Origin of the sequence: Streptomyces marincola, from assembly GCF_020410765.1 — a bacterium.
GTDB lineage: Bacteria > Actinomycetota > Actinomycetes > Streptomycetales > Streptomycetaceae > Streptomyces > Streptomyces marincola.
This window is the reverse complement of the sequence record NZ_CP084541.1, coordinates 2,494,655-2,518,016: the sequence shown is the minus strand read 5'-3', so window position 1 is coordinate 2,518,016 and position 23,362 is coordinate 2,494,655. Positions and strand designations below refer to the sequence as shown.

Below are 23,362 nucleotides of genomic sequence, written 5' to 3'. Positions count from 1 at the left end.
GAAGTCAGTCTCCGTCCGTCTGGTCGCCGTAGGCGTCGGCCGCCTGGGACTCCAGGTACCGCTGCGCGCCCTCGATGTCCTCCGGGTCGCGCAGGAAGTCCTGGAGGCCGCGCCACATTCCCTGCCCGGTCGTGCCGCCGAACGCGGCGGGGGTCTGGTCGGACATGTCGAAACGGAACTCGTCGCCCGCCGCGATCAGCGCCTCCGCGATGCCGCGCTGCACGTCGTTGGGGTAGGCGTCCAGCGCGAGCGACTTGTTGGGCGAGATGAAGCCGCCGGGCTCCGCCCAGATGCGCGCCGCGTCCGGGGAGGCGAGGAACGCGAGCAGCGCCTCCTGCGCCTCGCTCGCCTCGCCGTCCGGCGCCACGGCCACCGCGGCGTCCCCGGCGCTGACCACCGGCGCCTCGCCGCCGCCGACCGCGGGGAACGGGAAGACCAGCGCGTCCTCACCGATCTCCGCGTCCGTGCTGTCGGTGATGACGGCGCCGACGAAGTCGGCCTCGAAGACCATGCCGGCGTCGGGGGCCGTGAGGTTGATGAACGTCTGGGTGACGGAGTCGGGGAACAGGGTCTGGAGCGAGCCGTTCGTGCCGTTCGCCAGCAGCCGGGGCTCGCCGAACACCTCGGCGAGCGAGGCCAGGGCCTCCGCGACGCTCTCGTGCGTCCACGGGATCTCGTGCGCGGCCAGCTGGTCGTACAACTCGGGCCCGGCCTGGGAGAGGTAGATGTTCTCGAACCAGTCGGTCAGGGTCCAGCCGTCGCCGCCCGCTACCGAGAGCGGTGTGGTGCCCGACTCCCACAGCGTCCATGCCGTCGTGACGAACTCGTCCCAGGTCGTCGGGGGCTCGACGCCCGCGTAGTCGAACGCCGTGGCGCTGTACCAGATCAGGGACTTGTTGGCCGCCTTCACATAGACGCCGTACTGCTCGCCCTCGTGGGAGCCGAGGTCCTGCCAGCCCTGCGTGTAGTTGGCGTCCAGTTGTTCGAGAACGCTGTCGCCGAGCGGTGCGATCCAGCCATTCTCCGCGAACTCCCGCAGCACACCGGGCTGCGGCACCATCACCACGTCGGGCGGCGCGCCGCCCTCGATCTTGGTGCCGACGAACTGCGACACGTTGTCGCCGCTGGGCACGAAGCTGACCGAGGCGCCGGTCCTGGCCTCGAACTCGTCGAGCACCCGCACGAAGTTGTCGCGCTCGACGCCGGTCCAGACCGCCGAGACCTCCAGGTCCTGGCCGCTCAGGTCGGGCAGTTCGATGGTCGGGGGCACATCGCTCGCCGCCCCGTCCTCCTCGTCGGCGCACGCGGTCAGCGCCAGCGCCCCCGTGGCGATGACCGCCACCGTCGCGCGCGTCGCCCGCCACCGGGACACCCGGTCCGAACCGTGCATGAACACCGCCCTCACCCCTCCGGTGCGGCCATGCCCCTACCAGGCGCAGGGCTTGCAACGCCGCATGTCCTACGCCAGGTTTCCTACGCCGCGCCGAAAGAACGGGCAAGACTGTGGTCGGCGCACGTCCCCTTTGTGATCGTCATGTTACCGAGCGGGCATGATCATGATCGGAAAAATCCGGAACCGGAGGTCACGGCGTTGCGCGAGGGCCGGGTGGCGCCGGGGAGCACGCGCGGGGCGCCCGGCGCGGGGCGTTCGCGAGGGGCGCCGGGGACGCCCGCGGCCCGGCGGAGGGGGCGGGACGGAAGGGAACGGCCGGGAGGAAGCGGACGGCCCGTGCGGCTCGGCCCGTGGCGGAAAGAGACGGGCGGGCCGCGCCGCCGACGCGCGTGCCGACGGCGGAAAGCCGCCTGCGCACGGCCCGGTACCCGGCCGCGCTCCGGGCGCGGGCGGCATCACGGCCCGGAGCGCGGCCGGGCCGCGCCGCGCGGGGCCAGGCGATGATCCGAACGACAGGACCTACACCGGAGTCGCGGTGGCCGCCCGGTCGGCGTGGTCGGTACGGGCGGCCCTGGCCGCCGCGCTGGCCAGCAGGGCGATGTCCGTCGGCCCGTTCCCCAGCTCGCGCACCGGACGGCGCGCCGGCGGGTCGCCGGCGCGCTCCCAGTCGAGCCGGGCCACCGTGGGCCGCAGCGTCGAGGTCCTGGGAATGCGCGCGGTCACGCGTCCGGCCTGGAACGGGACGGCCTCAGCCGCTTCCCCGAGGCCGGCCGCCGACGGCACCAACTCGGCCCGGCCCTGCGGCTTCCCGCTCAGCACCACGCGCGCCGCCGCGCCCGGCAGGTCGCCCGCGGCGACGAGCCGTACGCCGAGCCGGTGCCCCTCGCGGACCGCCATCTCCAGCGCCCGCACCACGGAACCGGCCGCGGGGCGGCCGGGAGCGCCGAGCGCGGGAGCCGTCAGCGCGTCGAGGTCGTCGACCAGGAGCACCAGCCAGGGCAGCGCGCCGGTCTCGGCCGCCTGCCCTTCGCTCCCCGCGGCCGACCGCAGGGCCACCAGGCGTCCGCCGGCGCGGCGGGCCGCCGAGAACTCCCGCTCGCCGAGCAGCGCCGCGCGCCGCTTCAGCTCCTCGCGGAGCGCCTGCGCGAACGCGCGCATGCGCACCGGGTCGGTCGCCGTCACGTAGGAGGTGACGTGCGGCAGCTCCGCGCAGGGGCGCAGCCCCTCGCCGGCCCCCTCGACCAGCAGCAGCGACAGCGCGTCGGGCGCGTGCGCCGCGGCCAGCGCCGCGGCGAGGCCGGAGAGCAGCTCGGTGCGCCCGGAGCCCGGGCCGCCCGTGACGGCGAGCGGGCCCGGCGCGGGCGCGAGGTCGAACGAGACCGGGCCCCGTGCGCCGGTGCCGAGGACCAGCGGCAACCCGGAGTGCCGCGACCACCGTTCGCGCAGGGCGGTGGGCGTGACCCGGGACAGGCCGAGCGCGTCGAGGAGCCGGCAGCTCGCGGGCAGGGGGGAGGCCGCGGGCGTGGCCGCCCCGTCCCCCGGCTCCTCCGCGACCGGCGCGAGCGCCCGCGCGAACCGTTCCGCCCAGGCGGCCGAGACCGCGTCCGCGCCGGCCGTCGGGCCGGTGTCGCCCGCGGGCCCGCTGAGCCGCAGCGCCGTGGACACCGGGCCGCTGAGCACGGCGACCGTGCCGCAGGCGTCGAGCAGCGGCGTGCCCGCGGTGGCTCTGGCCAGCGTCGCCGCCGCGGGCACGCCCTCGGGCGGCACCGCGGCGGCGGGCGGTATCGCGCCCAGCACGAGCAGGTGGATGCCGGCGGCCGGGCCCTGGGCCGCGAGCCGCGCGAGCGCGTCGCGCGCCTGCGCGTCGCCCGGGTCGCCGTCGACCAGCACCACCGTGCGCCGGTCCGGGCGCGGGCGGGCGAGGGATTCGGTCAGCTCCCGGGTGCGCGCGGCCGCCTGGCGCGGGTCGAAGGCGAGCAGCAGCCGGCAGTCCTGCCCCTCGGCGGGGCGCACGTGCGGCAGCCAGCCGAGCCAGGACCAGTCGTCGGCGCGGCCGGGCGCGACGGCCACGAGCTGGAGCGCGCCCGGCGGATGGAGGCCGGCGAGCTGGGCGAGGACGGAACGGGCCACGCCCGTGATCCGCCCCCTCGGACCCGCCAGGCCCAGGGAGCCCGCCAGGGGCAGCGCCACGGTGACGGGCGGCAGCATGTCGGGCGCCTGCTGGACGGTGCCGAGCCTGACCGTGTACGCGTCCGGATGCGCCGCGTCGCGCTCCCACAGCCTGGGCCCGGCCTCTATGGCGGTCAGCAGCAGGCCGGCCGGGTCGGGCCAGCGGGACTCGGCATGCGCTGTGGACGTGGTGGGCGCGGTGGAGGCGGTGGACGTGGCGGGCGGCGCGACGGGGGGCGGCGGCTCGGCCGGCGGGCCCTGTCCCGCGCGTCTGCCCAGCGCCCAGCCGGCGAGTCCGCGCCGGCCGCCGGCGGGCGCGGGCGGCGGGCCGGGCGGCGGGGCCTGCGGCTCGGCCGAGGCGATCACGCGCAGCACCGACTCGCCCAGCCGCAGCAGGGCGCCGGAACGGGCGGGCACGGGCCGCGGGCCCACCGGTGCCCCGTTGAGCAGGGTGCCGTTGGTCGAGCCGAGGTCGCGCACCGTGACCGAGCCGTCGGGGGACAGCGCGACGGCGCAGTGGGCGCGGGAGACGTCCGGGTCGTCGAGCGGGATGTCGGCCTCGGCCGAGCGCCCGATCCTGGCCTCCCCGCCGCGCAGCAGGTGCACGCCGCCCGCGTCGGGGCCCGCGACGACCAGGAGGGTGGCCCGCGTCGGTCCGCCGACGGGCTCGCCGACCGGGCGGTGGAACGCGAGCACCGCGCCGTCGACGAGGGGCGGGGCGCCGAGCACCGCCTGCGGGTCCACCCGCACGCCCTCGCAGAACACCGCGCCGGGCGGCGCGGTCCCCGGCGCGGCGGCGGCGGCGAGCGAACCGAGGACGCCGGCGAGCGCGGTGCCCGCGGGCGCGGTGACCTCCACGTCCGTGCCGGTGGCGGCATCGCCGTGTGCGAGCACGGTCAACCTGATGTGAAGCGGCATCGACCCTCCCGGTCACCTCGCCAGCACGGCTGCCACGGTTCCGACCACACGAGTCGCATCGGATGCTGATGCTGAAAGCATCCTCGCACCCGCCGCTGACAGTTCGTCGGGCCATCGGCGGGCAATGATCTTGATTGGTCGTATCTGACCACAACCGATCTGACCAGAACTGAACGGTACGGCGGGCCGATCCGGCTCCGGCGCGGCAGGACCGCCGTTCCGTCCCGCCCGCGTGCTCGCGTTCGGCCACCGCGCGACACCCCACGGTAACCAGCGGCAACCATCCGCCGCCACGGGTGCGTCCACCGGGATGCGCGCCCCGTTCCCGCGCCCCCCGCCGCGCGGGACGGCGCCACTACAGTAGGTGGCTCGGGTTGCGTCACCATCAGCGAAGCATCAGGGAGCACACGTGCGGCCGGTAGGCAGCAAGTACCTGCTTGAACAGCCGCTCGGGCGCGGCGCCACCGGGACGGTGTGGCGGGGGCGCCAGCGGGAGGCCGCGGGTGAGGAGGCCGCCGTGGCGGGCCGGCCGGGCGAGCTGGTCGCGGTCAAGGTCCTCAGGGAGGAACTGGCCGGCGACCCGGACGTCGTCATGCGCTTCCTGCGCGAGCGCGCCGTCCTGCTCCGGCTCGCGGGCGACGGCCACGACAACATCGTCCGCACGCGCGACCTGGTCGTCGAGGGCGACATGATCGCACTGGTCATGGACCTGATCGACGGCCCCGACCTGCACCGCTACCTGTACGAGAACGGGCCGCTGACGCACATCGCCGCCGCGCTGCTGACCGCCCAGATCGCGGACGCGCTGGCCGCCGCGCACGCCAAGGGCGTGGTCCACCGCGACCTGAAGCCCGCGAACGTGCTGCTCACCGGCGTGGACGACGACACCAGGCCGCTGCGCCCGATGCTCACCGACTTCGGTATCGCGCGCCTCGCCGACTCCCCGGGCGTCACCCGCGCCCACGAGTTCGTCGGCAGCCCCTCCTACGTCGCCCCAGAGTCGGCCGAGGGCCGCCCGCAGACCTCGGCCGTCGACATCTACAGCGCCGGGGTGGTGCTGTACGAACTCATCACCGGGCACCCGCCGTTCAGCGGCAGCAACACCCTCCAGGTGCTCCAGCGCCACATCGGCGAGGAGCCGAGGCGGCCGGACGGCCTGCCGGACCCGCTGTGGACCGTGCTCGACCACTGCCTGCGCAAGAACCCGGCGCAGCGCCCGTCCGCCACCGCGCTCGCGAAGGCCCTGCGCACCGTCGCGGCCGGCATCAACGAGAACGCCAGCGAGCGCCAGCGCGACAGCGCGCTCGGGGTGAGCGCGCTGCTGGTGCCCGACCCGTCGCCCGTGCGCGTGAGCGGGACCGGCGTCGCGCCGCCAGGAGCGGCCGAGCCCACGCAGGCGCTGCCCGGCGGCTCGGGCGGCGGGGGCGGGGCCGCCGACCCGTTCGCGGCCACCAACGTGCTGCCGTCGCAGGGGTCGCCCGACCCCGGCCTCGGCGCGACCCGCGCGATGCCGACGGGGGCCGGCGGCGGACCGGAGGGGCAGGGCGGACCCGCGGCCCAGGGCGGGCCTGACGGGCCGCACCCCTGGCGCGACCAGATGCGGGCGGCGCGCGACCGCAACGAGCCCACCCGGGTGCAGCCCGTCGACCCGGGGCAGGACCCGCTCCACCGCGCGCCCCGCAGGCAGCAGCAACGGCGCCCCGCCCCGCCGCCGCAGCAGTACGGCCACCCGCAGCAGCCGCCGCAGCGCTACCAGCCGCAGCCGCCGCCCCAGCAGTACCAGCAGCAGCAGTACCAGCCGCCGCCGCAGCCGCAGCAGTACCAGCGGCCCGTGCCGCCGCCCTACGCCGAGCCGCAGCCGCGCCGCCGCGAGGAGCGCCCGCGCCGCGAGCCTCCGGAGCCGCGCCGGTCACGCAGCGCGAACCCCATGCGGATCCCGGGGCTCGGCTGCCTGAAGGGCTGCCTGTTCATGGTGCTGATCCTGGTGATCATCTGCATTCTTGTGTGGAACTTCACACCGTTGCAGGACTGGATTGCCGACGGCCGGAGTTTCTGGGACACGGTCACTCAGTGGTTCGACGACGTTCGCGAATGGCTCGGGCTCATCGAGGAGGTCGACCAGCAGCGCCAGGAGATCCAGGAGAACATCCCGAATATGGAATGACCTCGGAGATTTATCGACTTACCGGGGTGGAATTTCGGCGGGGCATCTGAATAAACCCGGGCAACCCGGGCGCCCGTCCGCCGGCGGTGTCTCAGCGGCGTCGTAGCCTCACGCCATGGCACGGAACATCGGCAGCCACTACACCACCCACCGCGTGCTCGGCCGCGGCAGCGCCGGAACGGTGTGGCTCGGCGAGGGTCCGGAGGGCCCCGTCGCCGTGAAGGTGCTGCGCGAGGATCTCGCCGCGGACCCCGACCTCGCCGAGCGCTTCGCCCACGAGCGGCACGCGCTCCTCGGCCTCGAACACCCGAACATCGTCGGCGTCAGGGACCTCGTCATAGGGGGTCCCGACGCCCGCGACATCGCCCTGGTGATGGACCTGGTCCGCGGCCCCGACCTGCGCAGCCACCTGGAGCGCGAGCGCCGCCTCGCCCCGCGCGACGCGGTCGCGATCACCGCGGACGTGGCCGGCGCCCTCGCCGTCGCGCACGCCGCCGGCATCGTGCACCGCGACGTCAAGCCGGAGAACATCCTGCTCGACACGACCGGTCCCGGCACCCGCGCGCTGCTCACCGACTTCGGCGTCGCCAAGCTCATCGACGAGCCGCGGCACGGCGGCAAGGGCGGCGTCGTCGGCACCCCCGACTACGTGGCGCCCGAGATCGTCGAGGGGCTGCCGCCGCGCGCCGCCGTGGACATCTACGCGCTGGTCACCGTGCTGTACGAGCTGCTCGCCGGGTTCACGCCGTTCGGCGGCGGCCACCCGGGCGCCGTGCTGAGGCGGCAGGTCACGGAGAAGGCGGCCGAGCTGCCCGGCATCCCGGGGGAGCTGTGGGAGCTGATCCAGCAGTGCCTCGCCAAGGCCCCGGCCTCGCGGCTGCGCGCCGTCGAGCTGGCCTCGCGGCTGCGCGAGCTGCTGCCGCGCCTCGACGGCCTCCCGCCGCTCGACATCGGGGACCCGGATTCCGGGGACGGCTCGCCGCGGGCCGCCGCGGCGGCGGGCGCGAACGCGGCGGGGGACGCCGGGGCCGAGGCACCGGGCACGCCGCCCAGGGCGGCCGTTCCCCTGGTCCGCGGCGCGGCGCCCGACTCGGAACGGGTCACGCACACCCGCATGAGAGTGCCCGACGCGGCGGAGCTCGCCGGGGGCGCGCACGGTACGGCGCGCACCATTCGCGCGCCCGGGCAACCACGGGCGGGTTCGGCGCGGCACGGCGCCGCGGCGCGCCGCAGACGGCGCCTCGCGGCGACCGCGGCGGCGGTCGTCGGGGCGGGAGCCGTGGGCGGCTGGCTGCTGTTCTCCGGCGGCGGCGACAGCGCCGACGGCCGCGCTCCCGTGCCGCCCGCGGTGGTGGTTCCCGGCGGAGAGCGGCCCGACGAGCCGGTCGTTCCCTGAGCGCCAGCGGTTAGGCTGGAGGTGTGGCAGTCGTCGACGTTTCCGAAGCTCTGAAGTCCCTCACCTCCACCATGCAGTCGATCGAGGCAGTGATCGACCTCGACCGGCTGCGGGCGGACATCGCCGCTCTGGAGGAGCAGGCCGCCGCGCCCACCCTGTGGGACGACCCCGAGCGCGCCCAGCAGGTCACCAGCCGCCTGTCCCTCCTCCAGGGCCAGCTGCGCAAGACCGAGGAGCTGCACGGCCGCATCGACGATGTGGAGGTGCTGTTCGAGCTGGCCGAGGCGGAGAACGACGCCGAGACCCGCCGGGAGGCGGAGGCCGAGCTGGAGTCGGTGCGCAAGGCCGTCGCGGAGCTTGAGGTCCGCACGCTGCTGTCCGGCGAGTACGACCAGCGCGAGGCCATGGTGTCCATCCGCGCGGAGGCCGGCGGCGTGGACGCGGCGGACTTCGCCGAGCAGCTCCAGCGCATGTACCTGCGCTGGGCCGAGCGCCGCGGCTACCCGACGGACGTGCTCGACACCTCCTTCGCGGAAGAGGCGGGGATCAAGTCGACGACGTTCACCGTCAAGGCCCCGTACGCCTACGGCACCCTGTCGGTGGAGCAGGGCACCCACCGGATGGTCCGCATCTCCCCGTTCGACAACCAGGGGCGCAGGCAGACGTCGTTCGCGGGCGTCGAGGTGCTGCCGGTGGTGGAGCAGACCGACCACATCGAGGTGCCGGAGAACGAGATCCGGGTGGACGTGTTCAGGTCCTCCGGCCCCGGCGGCCAGTCCGTCAACACGACGGACTCGGCGGTGCGGATCACCCACCTGCCGACCGGCATCGTCGTCTCCTGCCAGAACGAGAAGTCGCAGATCCAGAACCGGGCCGCGGCCATGCGGGTGCTCCAGGCCCGCCTGCTGGCGCACCAGCGGGCCGAGGAGCAGGCCAAGATGGACGCCCTCAAGGGCGACGGCGGCAACTCCTGGGGCAACCAGATGCGCAGCTACGTTCTCCAGCCCTACCAGATGGTCAAGGACCTGCGCACGGAACACGAAGTCGGAAACCCGCAGGCCGTTTTGGACGGGGATATCGACGACTTCCTCGAAGCCGGAATCCGGTGGCGGAAACAGCGCGAGAAGTAACCTTCACGCAACGTCCACTGCGCGCAGGGCATTTGGTGGGCATTGCGCTTGACGGCGGTCCGTTCAGCAGGAAAGCTGTTCGCTTGGTATGCCTATGAACGCGGGCGCGCGGTGTGCGGAGGGCCGGTGAGTCTCGTATGGGAGGCCCCGTGGCACCCGTCGCCCAGCGGCAGGCTGCCCCACATACAGGGACACAGTTCCCAACGAACAGCTACAGGGGGTAGCGAATACATGGCCAGTCCCAAGACCCGGGCCAACATGGCGCGCATCGCGGCGGCGGCGGTCTTCGCGGCGGGGGCGTCCCTCGCCGTCGTCGGCACCGCGTCGGCGAGCGATGACCCGCAGCCGCAGACCCTGGCGGGCAACCCCGACGGCGACGACGGCGGCGTCATCTCCGGTCTGATCGAAGGCAACGAAGGCGGCGGCGAACAGGGCGGCGGCGAACAGGGCGGCGGCGAGCAAGGCGGCGGCGAGCAAGGCGGCGGCGAGCAAGGCGGCGGCGAACAGGGCGGCGGCGAACAGGGCGGCGGCGAACAGGGCGGCGGCGAACAGGGCGGCGGCGAACAGGGCGGCGGCGAACAGGGCGGCGGCGAACAGGGCGGCGGCGAACAGGGCGGCGGCGAGCAAGGCGGCGGCGAACAGGGCGGCGGCGAACAGGGCGGCGGCGAGCAAGGCGGCGGCGAACAGGGCGGCGGCGAGCAAGGCGGCGGCGAACAGGGCGGCGGCGAGCAAGGCGGCCAGGACGGTGACGACGACGGCGACGACGACAACAGCGTCCAGGGTGTCACCGAAGGCGGTTCGACCGGCGGCCTGAACCCCGACGGCGAGAACAACCGCCCGATCGAGCAGAACAACCCGAGCGAGGACCTCACCGACCAGGTGCAGACCCCCGTCGGGGACCAGGGCGACGGCCCGGAGCTGGCCGAAACCGGTGCTTCCACCAACCAGACGCTGCTGATCGTCGGTGCCGCGACCATGATCGCGGGCGGCGTGGCCTTCCGCTACCTGCCGCGGCTGATCAACAAGGACGGCGCCACCCCCGCCTGATCGCGGGTCGGCGACACCGTGCTCAGCACAGTGTGACGGGCCCGGAGCACACCGTTGCTCCGGGCCCGTTCGTCGTGCCGCGCGGGATCACCGCGCGGAAATCTCAGGCCGGCCGGGTCACCAGGAAGGCGACGGCGGCCAGTGCCAGCAGGAGCGCGATCAACGCCCCTGGGCTGCCCAGGGTGCCCCAGGGGCCGCGCTCCTGGCGCAGCCGGGCCAGCTCCGCCCGGCACACCGGGCACCGGCCCTCGCTCACCCGCCCCGCGCAGTTGGCGCACACCAGCCAGTCGGCGGTCATGCGATCGTCTCCTCTCGTCCTCCCCCTCGTTGTCCACTGTGCCAGGCTCCGGCATGAACCGCAGAACCCGGACCGGGACAAAGGGGATGGCTTGGGCCGCAGCCTGCGGAGCGCGCGCCGCTTCGCGTATGGTCAGCCCCAGCGCGGAGGGAGTCCTTCGCATGTACCCGGCCACGACATGGTGTAACCGTGATCCGTTTCGACAACGTCTCCAAGACGTATCCCCGGCAGAACGCGCCGGCGCTGCACGACGTCACGCTGGAGATCCAGCGCGGGGAGTTCGTCTTCCTCGTCGGTTCCTCCGGCTCGGGCAAGTCCACGTTCCTGCGCCTGGTCCTGCGCGAGGAGCGGGCCAGCACCGGCACCGTGCATGTGCTCGGCAAGGACCTCGGCCGGCTCTCCAACTGGAAAGTGCCCCAGGTGCGCCGCAAGCTGGGCACCGTCTTCCAGGACTTCCGCCTGCTGCCGAACAAGACGGTGGGCGAGAACGTCGCGTTCGCGCTCGAAGTCATCGGCAAGCCGCGCGGCCAGATCCGCAAGACGGTGCCCGAGGTGCTCGACCTCGTGGGCCTCGGCGGCAAGGACGACCGCATGCCCGGTGAGTTGTCCGGTGGTGAGCAGCAACGTGTCGCCATCGCCCGGGCGTTCGTCAACCGGCCCATGCTGCTGATCGCCGACGAGCCGACGGGCAACCTGGACCCGCAGACGTCCGTGGGCATCATGAAGCTCCTCGACCGCATCAACCGCACCGGTACCACCGTGGTGATGGCGACCCACGACGCGCAGATCGTTGACCAGATGCGCAAGCGCGTGATCGAGCTTGAACGGGGCCGACTGGTCCGCGACCAGTCGCGCGGCGTCTACGGCTACCAGCACTGACCGGTTCCGCCCGGGGCCGGTTCCGCCCGGGCCCGGCCGCGGTCGCTACCGACCGAGCACTGAAAGGACGCCATGCGCGCCAACTTCGTCCTGTCGGAGATCGGCGTCGGTCTTCGCCGCAACCTCACGATGACCTTCGCCGTCATCGTCTCCGTCGCCCTCTCGCTGGCGCTGCTCGGCGGCTCGCTGCTCGCCCGCAAGCAGGTCAACAGCATGGAGGACTACTGGTACGACCGGGTCGAGGTCTCGATCTTCCTCTGCAACGCCAACGACGCCGAGTCCGGCGACCCGGCCTGCACCCGCGGCGCGGTCACGGAGGAGCAGCGGGAGAACCTGCGCGCGGAGCTTGAGGAGAACCAGCTCGTCGAGGAGGTCTACCACGAGACGGCCGAGGAGGCGTACGAGCACTACCAGGAGCAGCAGCAGAACTCGCCGATCGCGGCGGTCGTGACGCCCGATCAGATGCAGGAGTCGCTGCGGGTCAAGCTCACGGACCCGACGAAGTACGAGGTGATCTCCTCGGCGTTCGCCGGGCGGGACGGCGTCCAGTCGGTGACGGACCAGCGCTCGTTGCTCGAAAACCTGTTCAACCTGCTGAACGGCGTCAACTACGCCGCGCTCGGGCTCATGGTCCTCATGCTGGTCGTGGCGCTGCTGCTCATCGTCAACACCGTCCGGGTCTCCGCGTTCAGCCGGCGGCGGGAGACGGGCATCATGCGGCTGGTCGGCGCGTCCAGCTTCTACATCCAGATGCCGTTCATCCTGGAGGCCACGATCGCGGGCCTGCTCGGCGCCTTGTTCGCCTGCGTCCTGCTGCTGGGCGTCAAGTACTTCGCCATCAACAACTTCCTCGCCGAACGCATCCCCGCGATCGACTTCATCGGCTGGGACGCGGTGATCTCCGTCCTGCCCTGGGTGCTCGTGGTGGGGGCGCTGATGCCCTCGGTGGCAGCCTTCTTCGCGCTGCGCAAGTACCTGAAGGTGTAAGAGGGGTGTGACTTTTCCCCCGCACCGCCGCGTTGTTCATCTCGCGTACGCCCCGGGGTTGTGTCCTACACTCCGCACCATGTCACGTCCGTGTCACGACAAGCCGTCCCGCGCCGCACGGCGCGGGACGGCTCTCGCGTTCGTCTTCGCGGGAGTGCTCATGACCGGTGCGGCCACCGGCGCGTGGCCGGACGCCGCCGGCGGCACCGAGCCGCGGGCGGACCGGGACGCCGCGGGAACGGGGGACGCCGGGGAACTCGTGAGCGAGAGCGGGGACCGCTGGGCGTCCGCCTATTCCGCCGAGGAGTACGCGGCGCTGGCGCAGGGCCTCGACGGCGAGTACGTCGGCACCGGCATAGCGGTCGTCAGGACCTCGGCGGGCCGCATCGAGGTCAGCGAGGTCCACGCGGGCAGCCCCGCGGAGCGGGCCGGCGTGCGGGCCGGTGACGAGATCCGCACGATCGACGGCGTGGCCCTCGACGGCGGGCCCGTCACGGACGCGGTCGGCCGGCTGCGCGGCAGCGACCGGCCCGCCGAGGCCGGTCCGGGCAGCACGGTCCTGCTCGGCCTCGCGCGCGGGGGGCGCGCCTGGACGGCCGAGGTGGAACGGGCCCGGCTTTCCGTCGAGCCCGTGACGGTCGACCGCGGCGTGCCGGGCGCTGCCCGCGTGCACGTCAGCACGTTCACGCGCGGCTCGGCCGAAGCGCTGCGGGCCGCGGTCGCCGCGCTGCCGCCCGAGGACGGCGTCGTCCTCGACCTGCGCGGCAACGGCGGCGGGCTGCTGGCCGAGGCCGCCGAGGCCGCGGGCGTCTTCCTCGACGGCGGGCTCGTCGCCACCTACGACGTGCACGGCCGCCAGGAGGCGCTGCACGCCGAGCCGGGCGGCGACACCGCGCGCCCCCTGGTGGTGCTCGTCGACGGCGGCACGATGAGCTCGGCCGAGATGCTGACCGGCGCGCTCCAGGACCGCAACCGCGCGGTGGTCGTCGGCTCCCGGACGTTCGGCAAGGGAACGGTCCAGATGCCGAGCGAGCAGCCGGACGGCTCCGTCGCCGAGTTGACGGTCGGCCACTACGCCACGCCCTCGGGCCGGACGGTCGACGACGGCGGGATCGTTCCCGATCTGCCGGTCGCCTCGGGCGAGGACGCCGAGGCGGAGGCGTACGCCGTGCTGGACGGGCTCGCGTCCGGCGGATAACTCGCGGGCCCGCGGCGGCCCCGGCCAGTAGAGTGGACGGGTCATGGCTAAGGGGAAACAGGACGGGCGCAAGCTCATCGCGCAGAACAAGAAGGCGCGGCACGACTACGAGATCCTGGACACGTACGAGTGCGGGATGGTCCTGACCGGCACCGAGGTGAAGTCGCTGCGCCAGGGGCGCGCCTCGCTGGTCGACGGATTCGCGCAGCTCGACGGGGCCGAGGTGTGGTTGCACAACGTGCACATCCCGGAGTACGCGCAGGGCACGTGGACGAACCACAGCGCCAGGCGCAAGCGGAAGCTGCTGCTGCACCGTGCCGAGATCGACAAGCTGATCGGCAAGACGCAGGAGACGGGCCTCACACTCGTGCCGCTCTCGCTGTACTTCAAGAGCGGCCGGGCCAAGGTCGAGGTCGCGCTGGCGCGCGGCAAGCGCGAGTACGACAAGCGGCAGACGCTGCGGGAGAAGCAGGACCGCAGGGAGGCCGAGCGCGCGATGTCGGCAGCTCGCCGCAGGCAGCGGGCCTGACGTATACTGGAGAGCGGACCGCTGAGGCCGCCACTGGGCGGGGAATGTCCGAAGCGGGCTGTTTGTTAACAAAACATGGGGATGATCGGTTTCGACAGCGGATGTCGAAGCAGGGGAAGCGAGCCGAGGAACGCGGCAATGATCTCGTTAACCACGTGTCGCAAAAAAATAATCGCCAATCAAAAGCGCGATTCCTTCGCCCTCGCTGCCTGAGCAGCGACCTGCGAAGTGTCAGCCCGGGGGCGTTCCCGCCCCGGTGTCTGGCATCAGCTAGGGAACTCACCAACGGCTTCGGTCACGGGAGCCTGAGGGACAACACACAGTGACTGAGCCCGTCGGAGACTTGTCCGCGTGATCTCCGGGGCCGAGAAAATCGCAGCGGACTGCGCTCGGAGAAGCCCTCCTTCCGCTCCGTTGGACGCGGGTTCGATTCCCGCCATCTCCACGAAGGCGACAGGCGACGTGTGCCCGCGGACAGCGCGGACCACGTCGCCTTCGTCGTTTGTGCTCGGCTTCGCCTCGCGGGCGGGGGCTTCGCCACCCGCGCCCCCCTTTGGCGACAGGCGGCGTGTGCCCGCGGACAGCGCGGACCGCGTCGCTTTCGTCGTTTGTGCTCGGCTTCGCCTCGCGGGCGGGGGCTTCGCCACCCGCGCCCCCCTTTGGCGACAGGCGGCGTGTGCCCGCGGACAGCGCGGACCGCGTCGCCTTCGTCGTTTGTGCTCGGCTTCGCCTCGCGGGCGGGGGCTTCGCCACCCGCGCCCCCCTTTGGCGACAGGCGGCGTGTGCCCGCGGACAGCGCGGACCACGTCGCCTTCGTCGTTTGTGCTCGGCTTCGCCTCGCGGGCGGGGGCTTCGCCACCCGCGCCCCGTGCCCCGCACCCCTACCGGTCCGTGCCGTTTCGTGTTGTGGCTGCGGTCAGTTGTCCGCTTTTGGGACGTGTGTCACAGGAGGCTTCGCTACTCTCTGTCAGTGCCCGGGGGTAAGGTGCGACGCATGGGAGGGAATCGTGCGCGCCGGAGCGCGCTCATCGGAGGCACGGCCGTGGCCGTCGTGCTGGCAGTGGTCGTCGTTCTGCTGGTGCGGGGCGGCGGCGAGGACGACGACCGGGCCGAGCGGGCCGCCGAGGAGGCCGAGGCGTTCCTCGACGCCTGGGCGGCCGGTGATCTGGAGGCCGCGGCCGGGCTGACCGACGATCCCGAGGCCGCCGCGTCGCTGCTCGACTCCGTGCGGAGCAACATGCGGGCCGAGTCCGCGGCCTTCGAGGTCTCGGGCGAGCCCGCGGACACGGACGGTGAGGACGCGGAGGACGCGGTCACGGTGCCCTTCACCGCCACGTTCACGCTGCCGGGCGCGGGGGAGTGGTCCTACGACTCCTCCGCCGTGATGGTCCCAGCCGGCGGTGACGGTGGCGGTGGCGGTGGCGAGGAGTGGACCGTGCGCTGGGGGTCCGACCTGGTGCACCCCGAGCTGGCCGAGGGGCAGACGCTGGTGCTGTCGGTCGAGGAGGCGGAACGGGCACCGGTGCTCGCGGCCGACGACAGCGAGCTGGCCGGCCCCTCACCCGTGTGGGACATCAGCGTCTGGCCCGCGCGGCTGACCGATGCGGACGCGGCCTACGAGGCGCTCGAAGGGCTGGACGCCGGCATCGACACCGGCGCGCTCGCCGACCGGGTCGAGGCGGCCGAGCCCGATCAGGCCGTGCCGGTGATCACGCTGCGGGACGCCGACTTCCAGGAGCACGCGGACACCCTCCGCGCCGTGGAGGGGCTCCAGCTCCAGGAGGGCACCCGCACCCTGCCGCACGCCGCCAGGTCCCTGGTCGGCGCCGTCGACCCGGACACCGGCAGCGGCACCGCGGGGCTCCAGGAGCGGTACGACGAGCAGTTGGCCGGCACCCCGGCCGCGGCCGTCGTGATCGCGGACCGCGAGTCGGGCGCGGCCGTCACCACCCTGCACGAGCAGGAGGGCGGCGAGCCGGGCGAGCCGGTGCGCACCACGCTCGACCCGCGGGTGCAGCAGGCCGCCGAGACGGCGCTCGCCGATCTGGGGCGCGACGGCGCGATCGTCGCCGTCCAGCCGTCGACGGGCCACGTCCTGGCGTCGGCCGACTGGCCGGCCGACGGGTTCAACCGCGCGTTGCAAGGGCAGTTGGCGCCCGGCTCCACGTTCAAGGTGCTGACCGCCGCGGCCCTGCTTGAGGACGGCGCGACGCCGGACGAGGTGCTCGGCTGTCCCCAGTACGTGACGGTCGACGGCCAGCGTTTCGAGAACCAGGACGAGTTCGAGCTCGGCCCCGGCACGACCTTGCGCGAGGCGTTCACGTCCTCCTGCAACACCGCGTTCATCGACAACCGCGACCGGTTCGGGCACGACAGGATGAGCGAGGTCGCGCAGGCGTTCGGCATAGGCGGCACGTGGGACGTCGGTGCCGCGACCTTCGACGGCAGCGTGCCCGCCACCGAGACGCAGAACCAGCTGGCCGCCTCCCTCATCGGGCAGGACCGGGTGCAGGCCAGCCCGCTGGTGATGGCGTCCGTCGCGGCCACCGTCGCGGAGGGCGCGTTCCGGCAGCCGGTGCTGGTGCCCGACGCGGTGGAGCAGCGGTACGAGGCCGAGGGCGCGCTGAGCCAGGACACGCTGGAGGCGCTGCGGTCGATGATGCGGGACACCGTCACGGACGGCTCGGCCACCGCGCTGAACGGGGTGCCCGGCGTTCCGCACGGCAAGACCGGCACGGCCGAGTTCCACGCGGAGGACGGCGAACTGTCCACGAACGCCTGGATCATCGGCTACCTGGCCGAACGGGACCTGGCCTTCGCGGTGATGCTGGAGGACGGCGGCTCGGGCGGCTCGGACGCAGGACCGCTCGCCGCCGACTTCCTCAACGCGCTGTAGCACGGCCGCGGGTGACGGCGGCGACGGACGCGGCCAGGCAGGCCGCCGACATGGGCAGGAGGTAGGCGGCGACCGCGCCGTGGGCGTCCACGAGCGCGCCGCCGCTCGCGGATCCGACGGCGATGCCGCCGAGCAGCGCGGCCACCGCGAGCGTCATGCCCTCGTTCAGCCGCTCGGCCGGCGTCACCCGCTGGATCAGCGTCATGCCGGTGACCATCGTCGGTGCCGTCGCCATCCCGGCGATCAGCAGCACGGGCGCGAGCACGGCGAGCGACTCGGCGCGCGCGGCCAGGGGCAGCAACGACATCAGGACCGCCATGGCCGCCACGCACCGCGTGAAGCGCGCCCTGGCGTCCCCGCGCGGGCGCAGCAGGCCGAACAGCAGTCCCGCGACCGCGGACCCGGCGGCCTGCGCCGCGAGCACCGCGCCCGCCCACGCCTGCTGGCCGCGTTCGTCGGCGAACGCCACGGTCACCACCTCCATCGCGCCGAACAGCGAGCCGACGCACAGGAACGTGACCAGCAGCGGCGGTATGCCGCGGGTGCGCAGCGGGGGCGGCCCGGGGGCGGCGCGCCGGACGGCGGGCGGTTCGGTCTCGCGCCGCGCTGCGAACGCCAGCGTGCCGCCGAGCATCAGCAGCGCCGCCGTCAGCGTCCCCGCCTCGGGGAACAGCGCCGTGCACAGCACGGCGGCCAGCATCGGGCCGCCCATGAAGCACAGTTCGTCCATGGCCTGTTCGAGCGCGTTCGCCGTGTGGCGGGCCTCGACCGCCTCGGCCGCCGTGCCGCGGTGCAGGTGGGCCCACCGGGCGCGTGACATGGCCCCGAGATTGGGCTGCGCGGCCGTGAGGAGCTGGGCGCAGAACCAGCCCCACACCGGGGCGTCGAGCGTCACGCACGCGATCAGGCCCAGGTGTCCCGTGGCGGTCACGGCGGCGGCCGGCACGGCGACCCGCGCCTGGCCGTACCGGTCCACCAGCCGGGCGATCAGCGGCGCGCACACGGTGGAGGCCACGAGCCCCGTGGCCACCACGGCGCCCGCGAGCGCGTACGAGTCGCGGTGGGCCGTGAGCATGATGACGGCGGCGACACCGAACATGCCCGCGGGCAGCCGGGCCAGCAGCCCCGGCAGCACGAAGGCCCGGGTGCCGGGCGTGGCGAACAGCCGCGCGTAGGGCGCGAGGCGCCCGGCGGCGCGGCCGTCGCGGGACGGCCGCGCCCTCGGGACGCCCCGGGCGGGCGGGGCGGGGGCCGCCGCCGGGTCGGCGGGTGCGGCGGCCACCAACTGCCCGCCGGTGACGGTCAGCAGCAGGCGCGGCGGCGCGGAGTCGGTCGGATGCGGCATGCGCACCACCCTCGCCGCGTTCCCCCGAGCGGGTCCAACACCTGATCGGGCGGCATTCACACGCGTGCGCGGTGAATCGACGTACGGCGTCCGTTGCATCGACGACGCCCTCGCACGCACACGCGTGCGCGGTGCGTCGCCAGCGCCGGTCATCACCCGCGGCCTCGGCCTCCGACGCACACGCGTGCGCGGTGCGTCGGACGTGGCGGGGAGAATGGGACCGTGCCGCACGACACCGACCCGCGGCTGCTGCGCGCGTTCGTGGCGGTCGCGGAAGAACTGCACTTCACCCGGGCCGCCGCCCGGCTCCTGGTCGCGCAGCAGGCCCTGAGCCGGGACATCAAGCGGCTGGAACGGGAGTGGCGCACGCCGCTGTTCACGCGCGACACCCGGCACGTGGCCCTCACCGCCGAGGCCCGCCGGCTGCTGCCCGCGGTCCGCCGCGTGCTTGCCGCCCACGACGAGCTGGCGGGCGAGGTGGACAGGGACGAGGCCCGCCCGCTGGTCGTCGACGTCGCCGCCCGGGTCGCGACGGGGCACCGGGTGCTGGTCGCGGCACGGGAGGCCGCGCCGCGGCTCGAATTCGTCGCGCGGTTCCACAGCGGCCTGGCCCGCGCCGCGGCCGAGATCGAAGCCGGCGTGCTCGACGTGTCGTTCGGCCGCGTCGCGGGGCTCGCGCCCGCGCTGCGCGCCGGGCTCGACCACCACCTCGTGCGCTGGGAGCGCCTGGCCGTGCTCCTGCCCGACGCGCACCCGCTGGCCGCGCTGCCGCGGGTGCCCCTGGCCGCGCTCGCCGGCAGCACTCTGTACGCGGCGGCGGGCAACGAGGAGACCACGGAGTGGACGGACTACGCGCACCGCCTGTTCGAGGGGAGGGACATCCGGGTGGCGCCGCCGTTCCCGAAGATCGAGGGCGAGGCGGAGTTCAACCGGGTCGTGGTCAAGCAGGGGTGGACGGTGCTGGCGAGCGAGGAGTTCGTCGGCGTGCCGGGCATGACGCTGCGCCCGCTCGTCGACCCGGTGCCGCTGTCACCCGTCGCCATGGTGTGGCGCCGCGGACTGCGCCACCCGGGGCTCGCGGCCCTGATCGCCGCGGCACGCGAACTGGCGGCGGCGCGAGGCTGGTTGCGGCGGCCCGACGGGTACTGGATGCCGGAGGCCGATATGCGTCTGCACGGCTGAGCCCGGTGGCCGGGCTCAGGTGAGCCAGCCGTTGCGGGCGGCGAGCACGCCGGCCTGGAACCGGTTGGCCGCCCCGAGCCGGGTCATGAGCTGGGCCGCGACGCGGCTCACGGAGCGCTGCGAGATCCCGAGGCGGGCGGCGATGTCGTCGTTCGTCAGGCCGCCCGCGAGCAGGAGCAGCACCTCGCGTTCGAGACCGGCCGGGGGTTCCCCCGGGCCCGTGCCCTCCTCCTCGGTGAACTCGCTGCCCTCCGCCCATGTGTGGTCGAAGATCCGGCACAGGAACGTCAGCACGCCTGGGTCGCGGATGAGCGCGGCCCCGGCCGCCGAGCGCGCCGGGTCGAGCGGCAGTACGGCGCACGCGCGGTCGTAGATCTGCATCCGGGAGGGCAGCACCCCCGCGCTGCGCACCCGTGCTCCCGCGGCCTGGATGGTGCGCACGTACTGCACGGTGCCCCGGTGCCGCCGCGCGCTGTGCTGGAACAGCGACCTGACGCGGATGCCGCGGGCCAGCAGTTCCAGATCGAGCGGCGTCGCGGCCCTGATCGCCGTGTCCGACTGCCCGCCGCCCGGCACCAGCGCGTCCAGCGACTCGGCGCAGGTGCGGGCCAGGTCGTCGATGACGGCCCTGATGTTGTCGATGCCCTCGACGACTTCGATGCTGCTGCGCGCCGAACGCAGGCTGCGCGCCTCCACGTAGTCGCCCGACAGGGCCAGCAGTTGCTCGCGGGTGGCCGCCATCGCGATGCGCTGCTCGAACACCTCCTGCTCCAGCGGGGCGAGCAGCGACTCGGCCGCGCTCTCCGGGGAGACCGCCACCCAGCCGCCGCCCGGCGAGGGCTGGAGCAGGCCGAGGTGGGAGAGCCGGTCCTCGGCGCGCGCCACCTCCGCCGCGGTGAGCGCGGCGCGCGCCGCCAACTGCTCGGCACTGTCGGTCGGATGCGTCACCCGCAGTTGGTAGACGCGCAGCGTCGCCGGATCGAGGTCCTCGTCCTCCCACGCCGCCGTCGGCGCGGTGCCGACCGCCCCGCCGTCCTGCCGCGCGCCGCCGACCGCCGGGCCGCTGCCCGGCGGGCCGTCGAACGCCGGGGCCGGCGCCCGGTCGAACGCCGCGCCGGCCACGCCGTTGGCCTCCCCGCCGATCGCACCGCCGCCCTCGCCGTTCGCCTCGCCGGCCGGGTGTCCGGCCCCGGGCCGGGCCCGGTTCCCTCCCGCGCTGCCGTCCGCCACGGAGCGGCCCCCTTCCGTCCCGTTCAGGAGAGCCAGCCGTTCAGGGCCGCCCGCGCGCCCGCCTGGAATCTGCTCTCGGCGCCGAGCCGGTCCATCAGCCGGGCCACGATGCGGCTCACCGACCGCGGCGACATGCCCAGTTGGTGCGCGATGGCCTCGTCCTTCTTGCCCGCGGCCATCATCAGCAGCACGTCGCGGTCGACCCCCGTCGGCTCGGCGCCCGACCGCTGCTCCGACTCGGCGAAGTCCAGGGCGCGATCCCAGTAGTGCTCGAACAGCTGCTGGAGGAAGTTGAGCACGGCCGGGTCGCGGACCAGGGCCACGCCCGCGGCCGTCTGCTGCGGATCGAGCGGCAGCACCGCGCAACTGCGGTCGTAGATCAGCAGGTGCGAGGGCAGCGCGCTGGCGGTACGCACCTCGGCGCCCGCGCCCGCGAGCGTTTCGAGGAACTGCATGCTCGTCCAGTGCTTGCGCGCCGCGTGCTGGAACACGCGGCGAGTGCGCACCCCGCGTTCCAACTGCTCCAGATCCAGCGGGGTCGAGGCGCGGATCGCCTCCTCGGTGGGGCGGCTCGCGGTCAGCGCGTCGATGGATTTCACACAGGTGCGGGCCAGGTCGTCGATGACGGCCCTGATGTTGTCGATGCCTTCGACGACTTCGATGATGGTCTTCGCCGAACGCATACTGCGCGCCTCCAGGTAGTCCCCGGAAAGCGAGTGGAGGCGGGCGCGTGTCGTGGCCATGGCGATGCGCCGTTGCAGGATGTCCTGCTCAAGCGGAGCGAGGAGCGCGTCCGCCGCGCTCTCCGGGCTGATGGCGACCCGCCCGCCGCCCGGCGAGGGCCGGAGCAGGCCGAGGGCGAAGAGGCGCGCCTCGGCGTCGGCCACCTCCTCGGCGCTGAGGCCGGACCTGGCCGCTATCCGTTCCACGGAATCCGTGGGGTGGATCACACGGAGGCGATAAACTCGGGTGGCCGCTGCGTCTATTTCGCCGGATTCGTGCACGCTCTTCTTCCTTGAACGACAACAGCCAGCCCCTTGGCGTCAACCTGACAGGCGAGATGATGCCACAGCGACTCTATCGACTTCCTGGTGAAAGCTCGTGAGCATGATTGGGCCAACATGCCACTCATGTTCGCCTATGTGGACACGGAAGAGGGAACCCGTGAAGAAGTTTGTTCTCAGCGTCGTCGCAGCTTTCCTGATCACGGCGGGCACCGCCGGGGTCGCCAGCGCGGAGTCCTCGCACGACGCGGCCGGCGCGCCGAAGTCGGTCGGCCCGCTGAACACCTGGTTCTGATCCGGCCGTCCGCGAGGGTGAGGAGGCGGCACGATGACGCCCGAGGCTCCCTTGGCGGTCCTGCTCAGTCCACGTCGCGCCGTCGTCGAGGCGGCCCGCGGCGTCGGTGCGCGCACCCTGCTGCTCGCCCCCGACCTGTCGGCGCCCGCCGTCAGGGAGGCCGTGGCGGTGGCCGATGAGGCCCTCACCGTGGACTGGTCCGACCACCCGCGACTGATGATGGCCATCGGTCACCTCGCCCACCTCCCCGCCAGGGCAGCGGTCTTCGGCTTCACGGAGCCGAGCGCGCTCAGCGCCGCTCGTGCGAACGAGGCGCTGCGCTTCCCCGGCAACCCCCATGCGGCCGTCGCGTACCTCACGGACAAGGCTACCCTGCGTGGCAAGGTCAACCAGCTCACCGGTGCCCCCGTCCGGTTCGAGCACTGCGACCGCGCCGCCCACCTGGTCGCCGTTTCCGAACGCGTCGGCTTCCCGTGCGTGGCCAAGCCGCGCACCGGCTCCGGCGGCCAGGACGTCCACCTGCTGCGCTCAGCCGCGGACGCGATGCTCCTGGCCGCCGAGCTGCCCTACGAACCGGCCCTGATCGTCGAGGAGTACCTCGACGGGCCCGAGTACAGCGTCGAGGCGCACTCGGCGGCGGGCCGCCACACGGTGCTCGCCGTGACCAGGAAGTACAACGCGTGCGACGAGGACTGCGCGGCCACCGGCTACGATCTGCCCGCCGATCTCGACCCGGCCACCGTCCGTGAGATCCACGACCTCGTCATCGCGACCCTCACCACAGCGGGCCAGCGCAGCGGCCCGTCGCAGACCGAGGTGGTCCTGACCGCGCGGGGGCCGCGGCTCATCGAGTCGCACGCCCACCCGGGCGCCGACCACGTCAGTGATCTGCTGCTGCTCGCCACGGGAACGGACATCGCCGCGCTGACGATCGCGTCCGTCCTCCAACTGCCGGCGCCCGCGCCGCGGCGGGGCGGCGGGCACGCGGGCACGCGGTTCCTGCGCCTTCCGCCCGGCCGCGTCCAGGCCGTGGAAGGCGTCGAGGAGGCGCGGGCCGTGCCGGGGGTGACGAACGTCGAGGTGCACGTTCTCCCCGGCAGCCATGTTCCGGAGACCACCAGCCGGGTCGCCGGACATGGCTTCCACCACGGCTTCGTCACCGCGGTCGCCGACGGGCCGCAGGAACTCGAAGCCGTGCTGCGCAAGGCGCAGGACACCCTGCGGCCCGTCGTGGTGCCGGAACAGGCGAAGGAGGAGGAGCACTCTGCCGCCTGAGCAGTTCCCCGAGTTGGTCCCGCCGAG

General features: G+C 73.8%; 18 protein-coding genes and 1 other RNA gene. 13 read left to right on the top strand and 6 right to left on the bottom strand.

All coding sequences use genetic code 11. The features are described 5' to 3' along the window. Positions 1 to 4: 4 nt before the first annotated feature. Both LC193_RS10580 and LC193_RS10575 read right to left on the bottom strand, forming a co-directional pair. The gene (locus LC193_RS10580; RefSeq protein ID WP_226073585.1) at positions 5 to 1,390 is read right to left on the bottom strand and encodes an ABC transporter substrate-binding protein; all 1,386 of its coding nucleotides are present in this window, start codon (positions 1,388 to 1,390) and stop codon (positions 5 to 7) included. Between the two features lie 522 nt (positions 1,391 to 1,912). After that, positions 1,913 to 4,480 (bottom strand): FtsK/SpoIIIE domain-containing protein, encoded by a 2,568-nt coding sequence (locus LC193_RS10575; protein ID WP_226073584.1) that lies wholly within the window; start codon positions 4,478 to 4,480, stop codon positions 1,913 to 1,915. A 409-nt stretch (positions 4,481 to 4,889) separates the two neighbouring features. Between LC193_RS10575 and LC193_RS10570 the strand changes: the two genes are divergently transcribed. The 4 genes from LC193_RS10570 (at position 4,890) to LC193_RS10555 (ending at position 10,217) form a co-directional block, all read left to right on the top strand. Further along, complete coding sequence (locus tag LC193_RS10570; RefSeq protein WP_226073583.1) at positions 4,890 to 6,644, top strand: serine/threonine-protein kinase; 1,755 nt, start codon at positions 4,890 to 4,892, stop codon at positions 6,642 to 6,644. Between the two features lie 115 nt (positions 6,645 to 6,759). Next, positions 6,760 to 8,040, top strand: a complete 1,281-nt coding sequence (locus LC193_RS10565; protein WP_226073582.1) for a serine/threonine-protein kinase — start codon at positions 6,760 to 6,762, stop codon at positions 8,038 to 8,040. Between the two features lie 23 nt (positions 8,041 to 8,063). Further along, positions 8,064 to 9,170, top strand: coding sequence for a peptide chain release factor 2 (gene prfB / locus LC193_RS10560; RefSeq protein WP_226073581.1), 1,107 nt, complete (start codon positions 8,064 to 8,066; stop codon positions 9,168 to 9,170). A gap of 258 nt (positions 9,171 to 9,428) precedes the next feature. Next, positions 9,429 to 10,217, top strand: a complete 789-nt coding sequence (locus LC193_RS10555) for an LPXTG cell wall anchor domain-containing protein (RefSeq protein ID WP_226073580.1) — start codon at positions 9,429 to 9,431, stop codon at positions 10,215 to 10,217. 103 nt (positions 10,218 to 10,320) lie between these two features. On the opposite strand, the gene LC193_RS10550 is transcribed toward LC193_RS10555, so the two are convergent. Then, positions 10,321 to 10,515 carry a hypothetical protein gene (locus LC193_RS10550; RefSeq protein WP_086160266.1) on the bottom strand — a complete coding sequence of 65 codons (195 nt, stop codon included), beginning with the start codon at positions 10,513 to 10,515 and terminating at the stop codon, positions 10,321 to 10,323. A gap of 189 nt (positions 10,516 to 10,704) precedes the next feature. Between LC193_RS10550 and ftsE the strand changes: the two genes are divergently transcribed. From ftsE to LC193_RS10520, 6 genes are all read left to right on the top strand, one after another. Further along, positions 10,705 to 11,394 carry a cell division ATP-binding protein FtsE gene (gene ftsE / locus LC193_RS10545; RefSeq protein WP_086160267.1) on the top strand — a complete coding sequence of 230 codons (690 nt, stop codon included), beginning with the start codon at positions 10,705 to 10,707 and terminating at the stop codon, positions 11,392 to 11,394. A gap of 72 nt (positions 11,395 to 11,466) precedes the next feature. Continuing rightward, the gene (ftsX, locus tag LC193_RS10540) at positions 11,467 to 12,381 is read left to right on the top strand and encodes a permease-like cell division protein FtsX (RefSeq protein WP_086160268.1); all 915 of its coding nucleotides are present in this window, start codon (positions 11,467 to 11,469) and stop codon (positions 12,379 to 12,381) included. Positions 12,382 to 12,460: 79 nt separating this feature from the next. After that, positions 12,461 to 13,579 carry a S41 family peptidase gene (locus LC193_RS10535; RefSeq protein ID WP_226073579.1) on the top strand — a complete coding sequence of 373 codons (1,119 nt, stop codon included), beginning with the start codon at positions 12,461 to 12,463 and terminating at the stop codon, positions 13,577 to 13,579. Between the two features lie 43 nt (positions 13,580 to 13,622). Further along, a complete protein-coding gene (smpB, locus tag LC193_RS10530; protein WP_086160270.1) occupies positions 13,623 to 14,108 on the top strand; it encodes an SsrA-binding protein SmpB in 486 nt (161 codons plus the stop codon). Positions 14,109 to 14,185: 77 nt separating this feature from the next. Further along, positions 14,186 to 14,556: a transfer-messenger RNA gene (ssrA, locus tag LC193_RS10525) on the top strand. 546 nt (positions 14,557 to 15,102) lie between these two features. After that, positions 15,103 to 17,004: a penicillin-binding transpeptidase domain-containing protein gene (locus tag LC193_RS10520; protein ID WP_226073578.1), complete on the top strand. Its 1,902-nt coding sequence runs from the start codon at positions 15,103 to 15,105 to the stop codon at positions 17,002 to 17,004. On the opposite strand, the gene LC193_RS10515 is transcribed toward LC193_RS10520, so the two are convergent. After that, positions 16,991 to 18,349, bottom strand: coding sequence for an MFS transporter (locus LC193_RS10515; RefSeq protein WP_226073577.1), 1,359 nt, complete (start codon positions 18,347 to 18,349; stop codon positions 16,991 to 16,993). The genes LC193_RS10520 and LC193_RS10515 overlap by 14 nt on opposite strands. Before the next feature lie 222 nt (positions 18,350 to 18,571). On the opposite strand from LC193_RS10515, the gene LC193_RS10510 reads away from it, so the two are divergent. After that, a complete protein-coding gene (locus tag LC193_RS10510) occupies positions 18,572 to 19,531 on the top strand; it encodes a LysR family transcriptional regulator (protein ID WP_226073576.1) in 960 nt (319 codons plus the stop codon). 15 nt (positions 19,532 to 19,546) lie between these two features. Here the strand turns inward: LC193_RS10510 and LC193_RS10505 are convergent, their stop codons facing one another. Both LC193_RS10505 and LC193_RS10500 read right to left on the bottom strand, forming a co-directional pair. Next, positions 19,547 to 20,761, bottom strand: coding sequence for a helix-turn-helix domain-containing protein (locus LC193_RS10505; protein ID WP_226073575.1), 1,215 nt, complete (start codon positions 20,759 to 20,761; stop codon positions 19,547 to 19,549). 23 nt (positions 20,762 to 20,784) lie between these two features. Beyond that, positions 20,785 to 21,711, bottom strand: coding sequence for a helix-turn-helix domain-containing protein (locus LC193_RS10500; protein ID WP_226073574.1), 927 nt, complete (start codon positions 21,709 to 21,711; stop codon positions 20,785 to 20,787). Positions 21,712 to 21,925: 214 nt separating this feature from the next. On the opposite strand from LC193_RS10500, the gene LC193_RS28970 reads away from it, so the two are divergent. Together LC193_RS28970 and LC193_RS10495 are read left to right on the top strand one after the other, a co-directional pair. Then, positions 21,926 to 22,060 carry a hypothetical protein gene (locus tag LC193_RS28970; protein ID WP_264086266.1) on the top strand — a complete coding sequence of 45 codons (135 nt, stop codon included), beginning with the start codon at positions 21,926 to 21,928 and terminating at the stop codon, positions 22,058 to 22,060. 33 nt (positions 22,061 to 22,093) lie between these two features. Next, positions 22,094 to 23,335 (top strand): ATP-grasp domain-containing protein, encoded by a 1,242-nt coding sequence (locus tag LC193_RS10495; protein WP_226073572.1) that lies wholly within the window; start codon positions 22,094 to 22,096, stop codon positions 23,333 to 23,335. Positions 23,336 to 23,362: the final 27 nt, after the last annotated feature.

Excerpts from the sequence above, each read along its gene's own strand:
- LC193_RS10580 (WP_226073585.1), bottom strand. The coding sequence starts at position 1,390 with ATGCACGGTTCGGACCGGGTGTCCCGGTGGCGGGCGACGCGCGCGACG.
- LC193_RS10575 (WP_226073584.1), bottom strand. The coding sequence starts at position 4,480 with ATGCCGCTTCACATCAGGTTGACCGTGCTCGCACACGGCGATGCCGCC.
- LC193_RS10565 (WP_226073582.1), top strand. The coding sequence starts at position 6,760 with ATGGCACGGAACATCGGCAGCCACTACACCACCCACCGCGTGCTCGGC.
- LC193_RS10555 (WP_226073580.1), top strand. The coding sequence starts at position 9,429 with ATGGCGCGCATCGCGGCGGCGGCGGTCTTCGCGGCGGGGGCGTCCCTC.
- LC193_RS10550 (WP_086160266.1), bottom strand. The coding sequence starts at position 10,515 with ATGACCGCCGACTGGCTGGTGTGCGCCAACTGCGCGGGGCGGGTGAGC.
- ftsX (WP_086160268.1), top strand. The coding sequence starts at position 11,467 with ATGCGCGCCAACTTCGTCCTGTCGGAGATCGGCGTCGGTCTTCGCCGC.
- LC193_RS10535 (WP_226073579.1), top strand. The coding sequence starts at position 12,461 with ATGTCACGTCCGTGTCACGACAAGCCGTCCCGCGCCGCACGGCGCGGG.
- smpB (WP_086160270.1), top strand. The coding sequence starts at position 13,623 with ATGGCTAAGGGGAAACAGGACGGGCGCAAGCTCATCGCGCAGAACAAG.
- LC193_RS10520 (WP_226073578.1), top strand. The coding sequence starts at position 15,103 with ATGGGAGGGAATCGTGCGCGCCGGAGCGCGCTCATCGGAGGCACGGCC.
- LC193_RS10515 (WP_226073577.1), bottom strand. The coding sequence starts at position 18,349 with ATGCCGCATCCGACCGACTCCGCGCCGCCGCGCCTGCTGCTGACCGTC.
- LC193_RS10495 (WP_226073572.1), top strand. The coding sequence starts at position 22,094 with ATGACGCCCGAGGCTCCCTTGGCGGTCCTGCTCAGTCCACGTCGCGCC.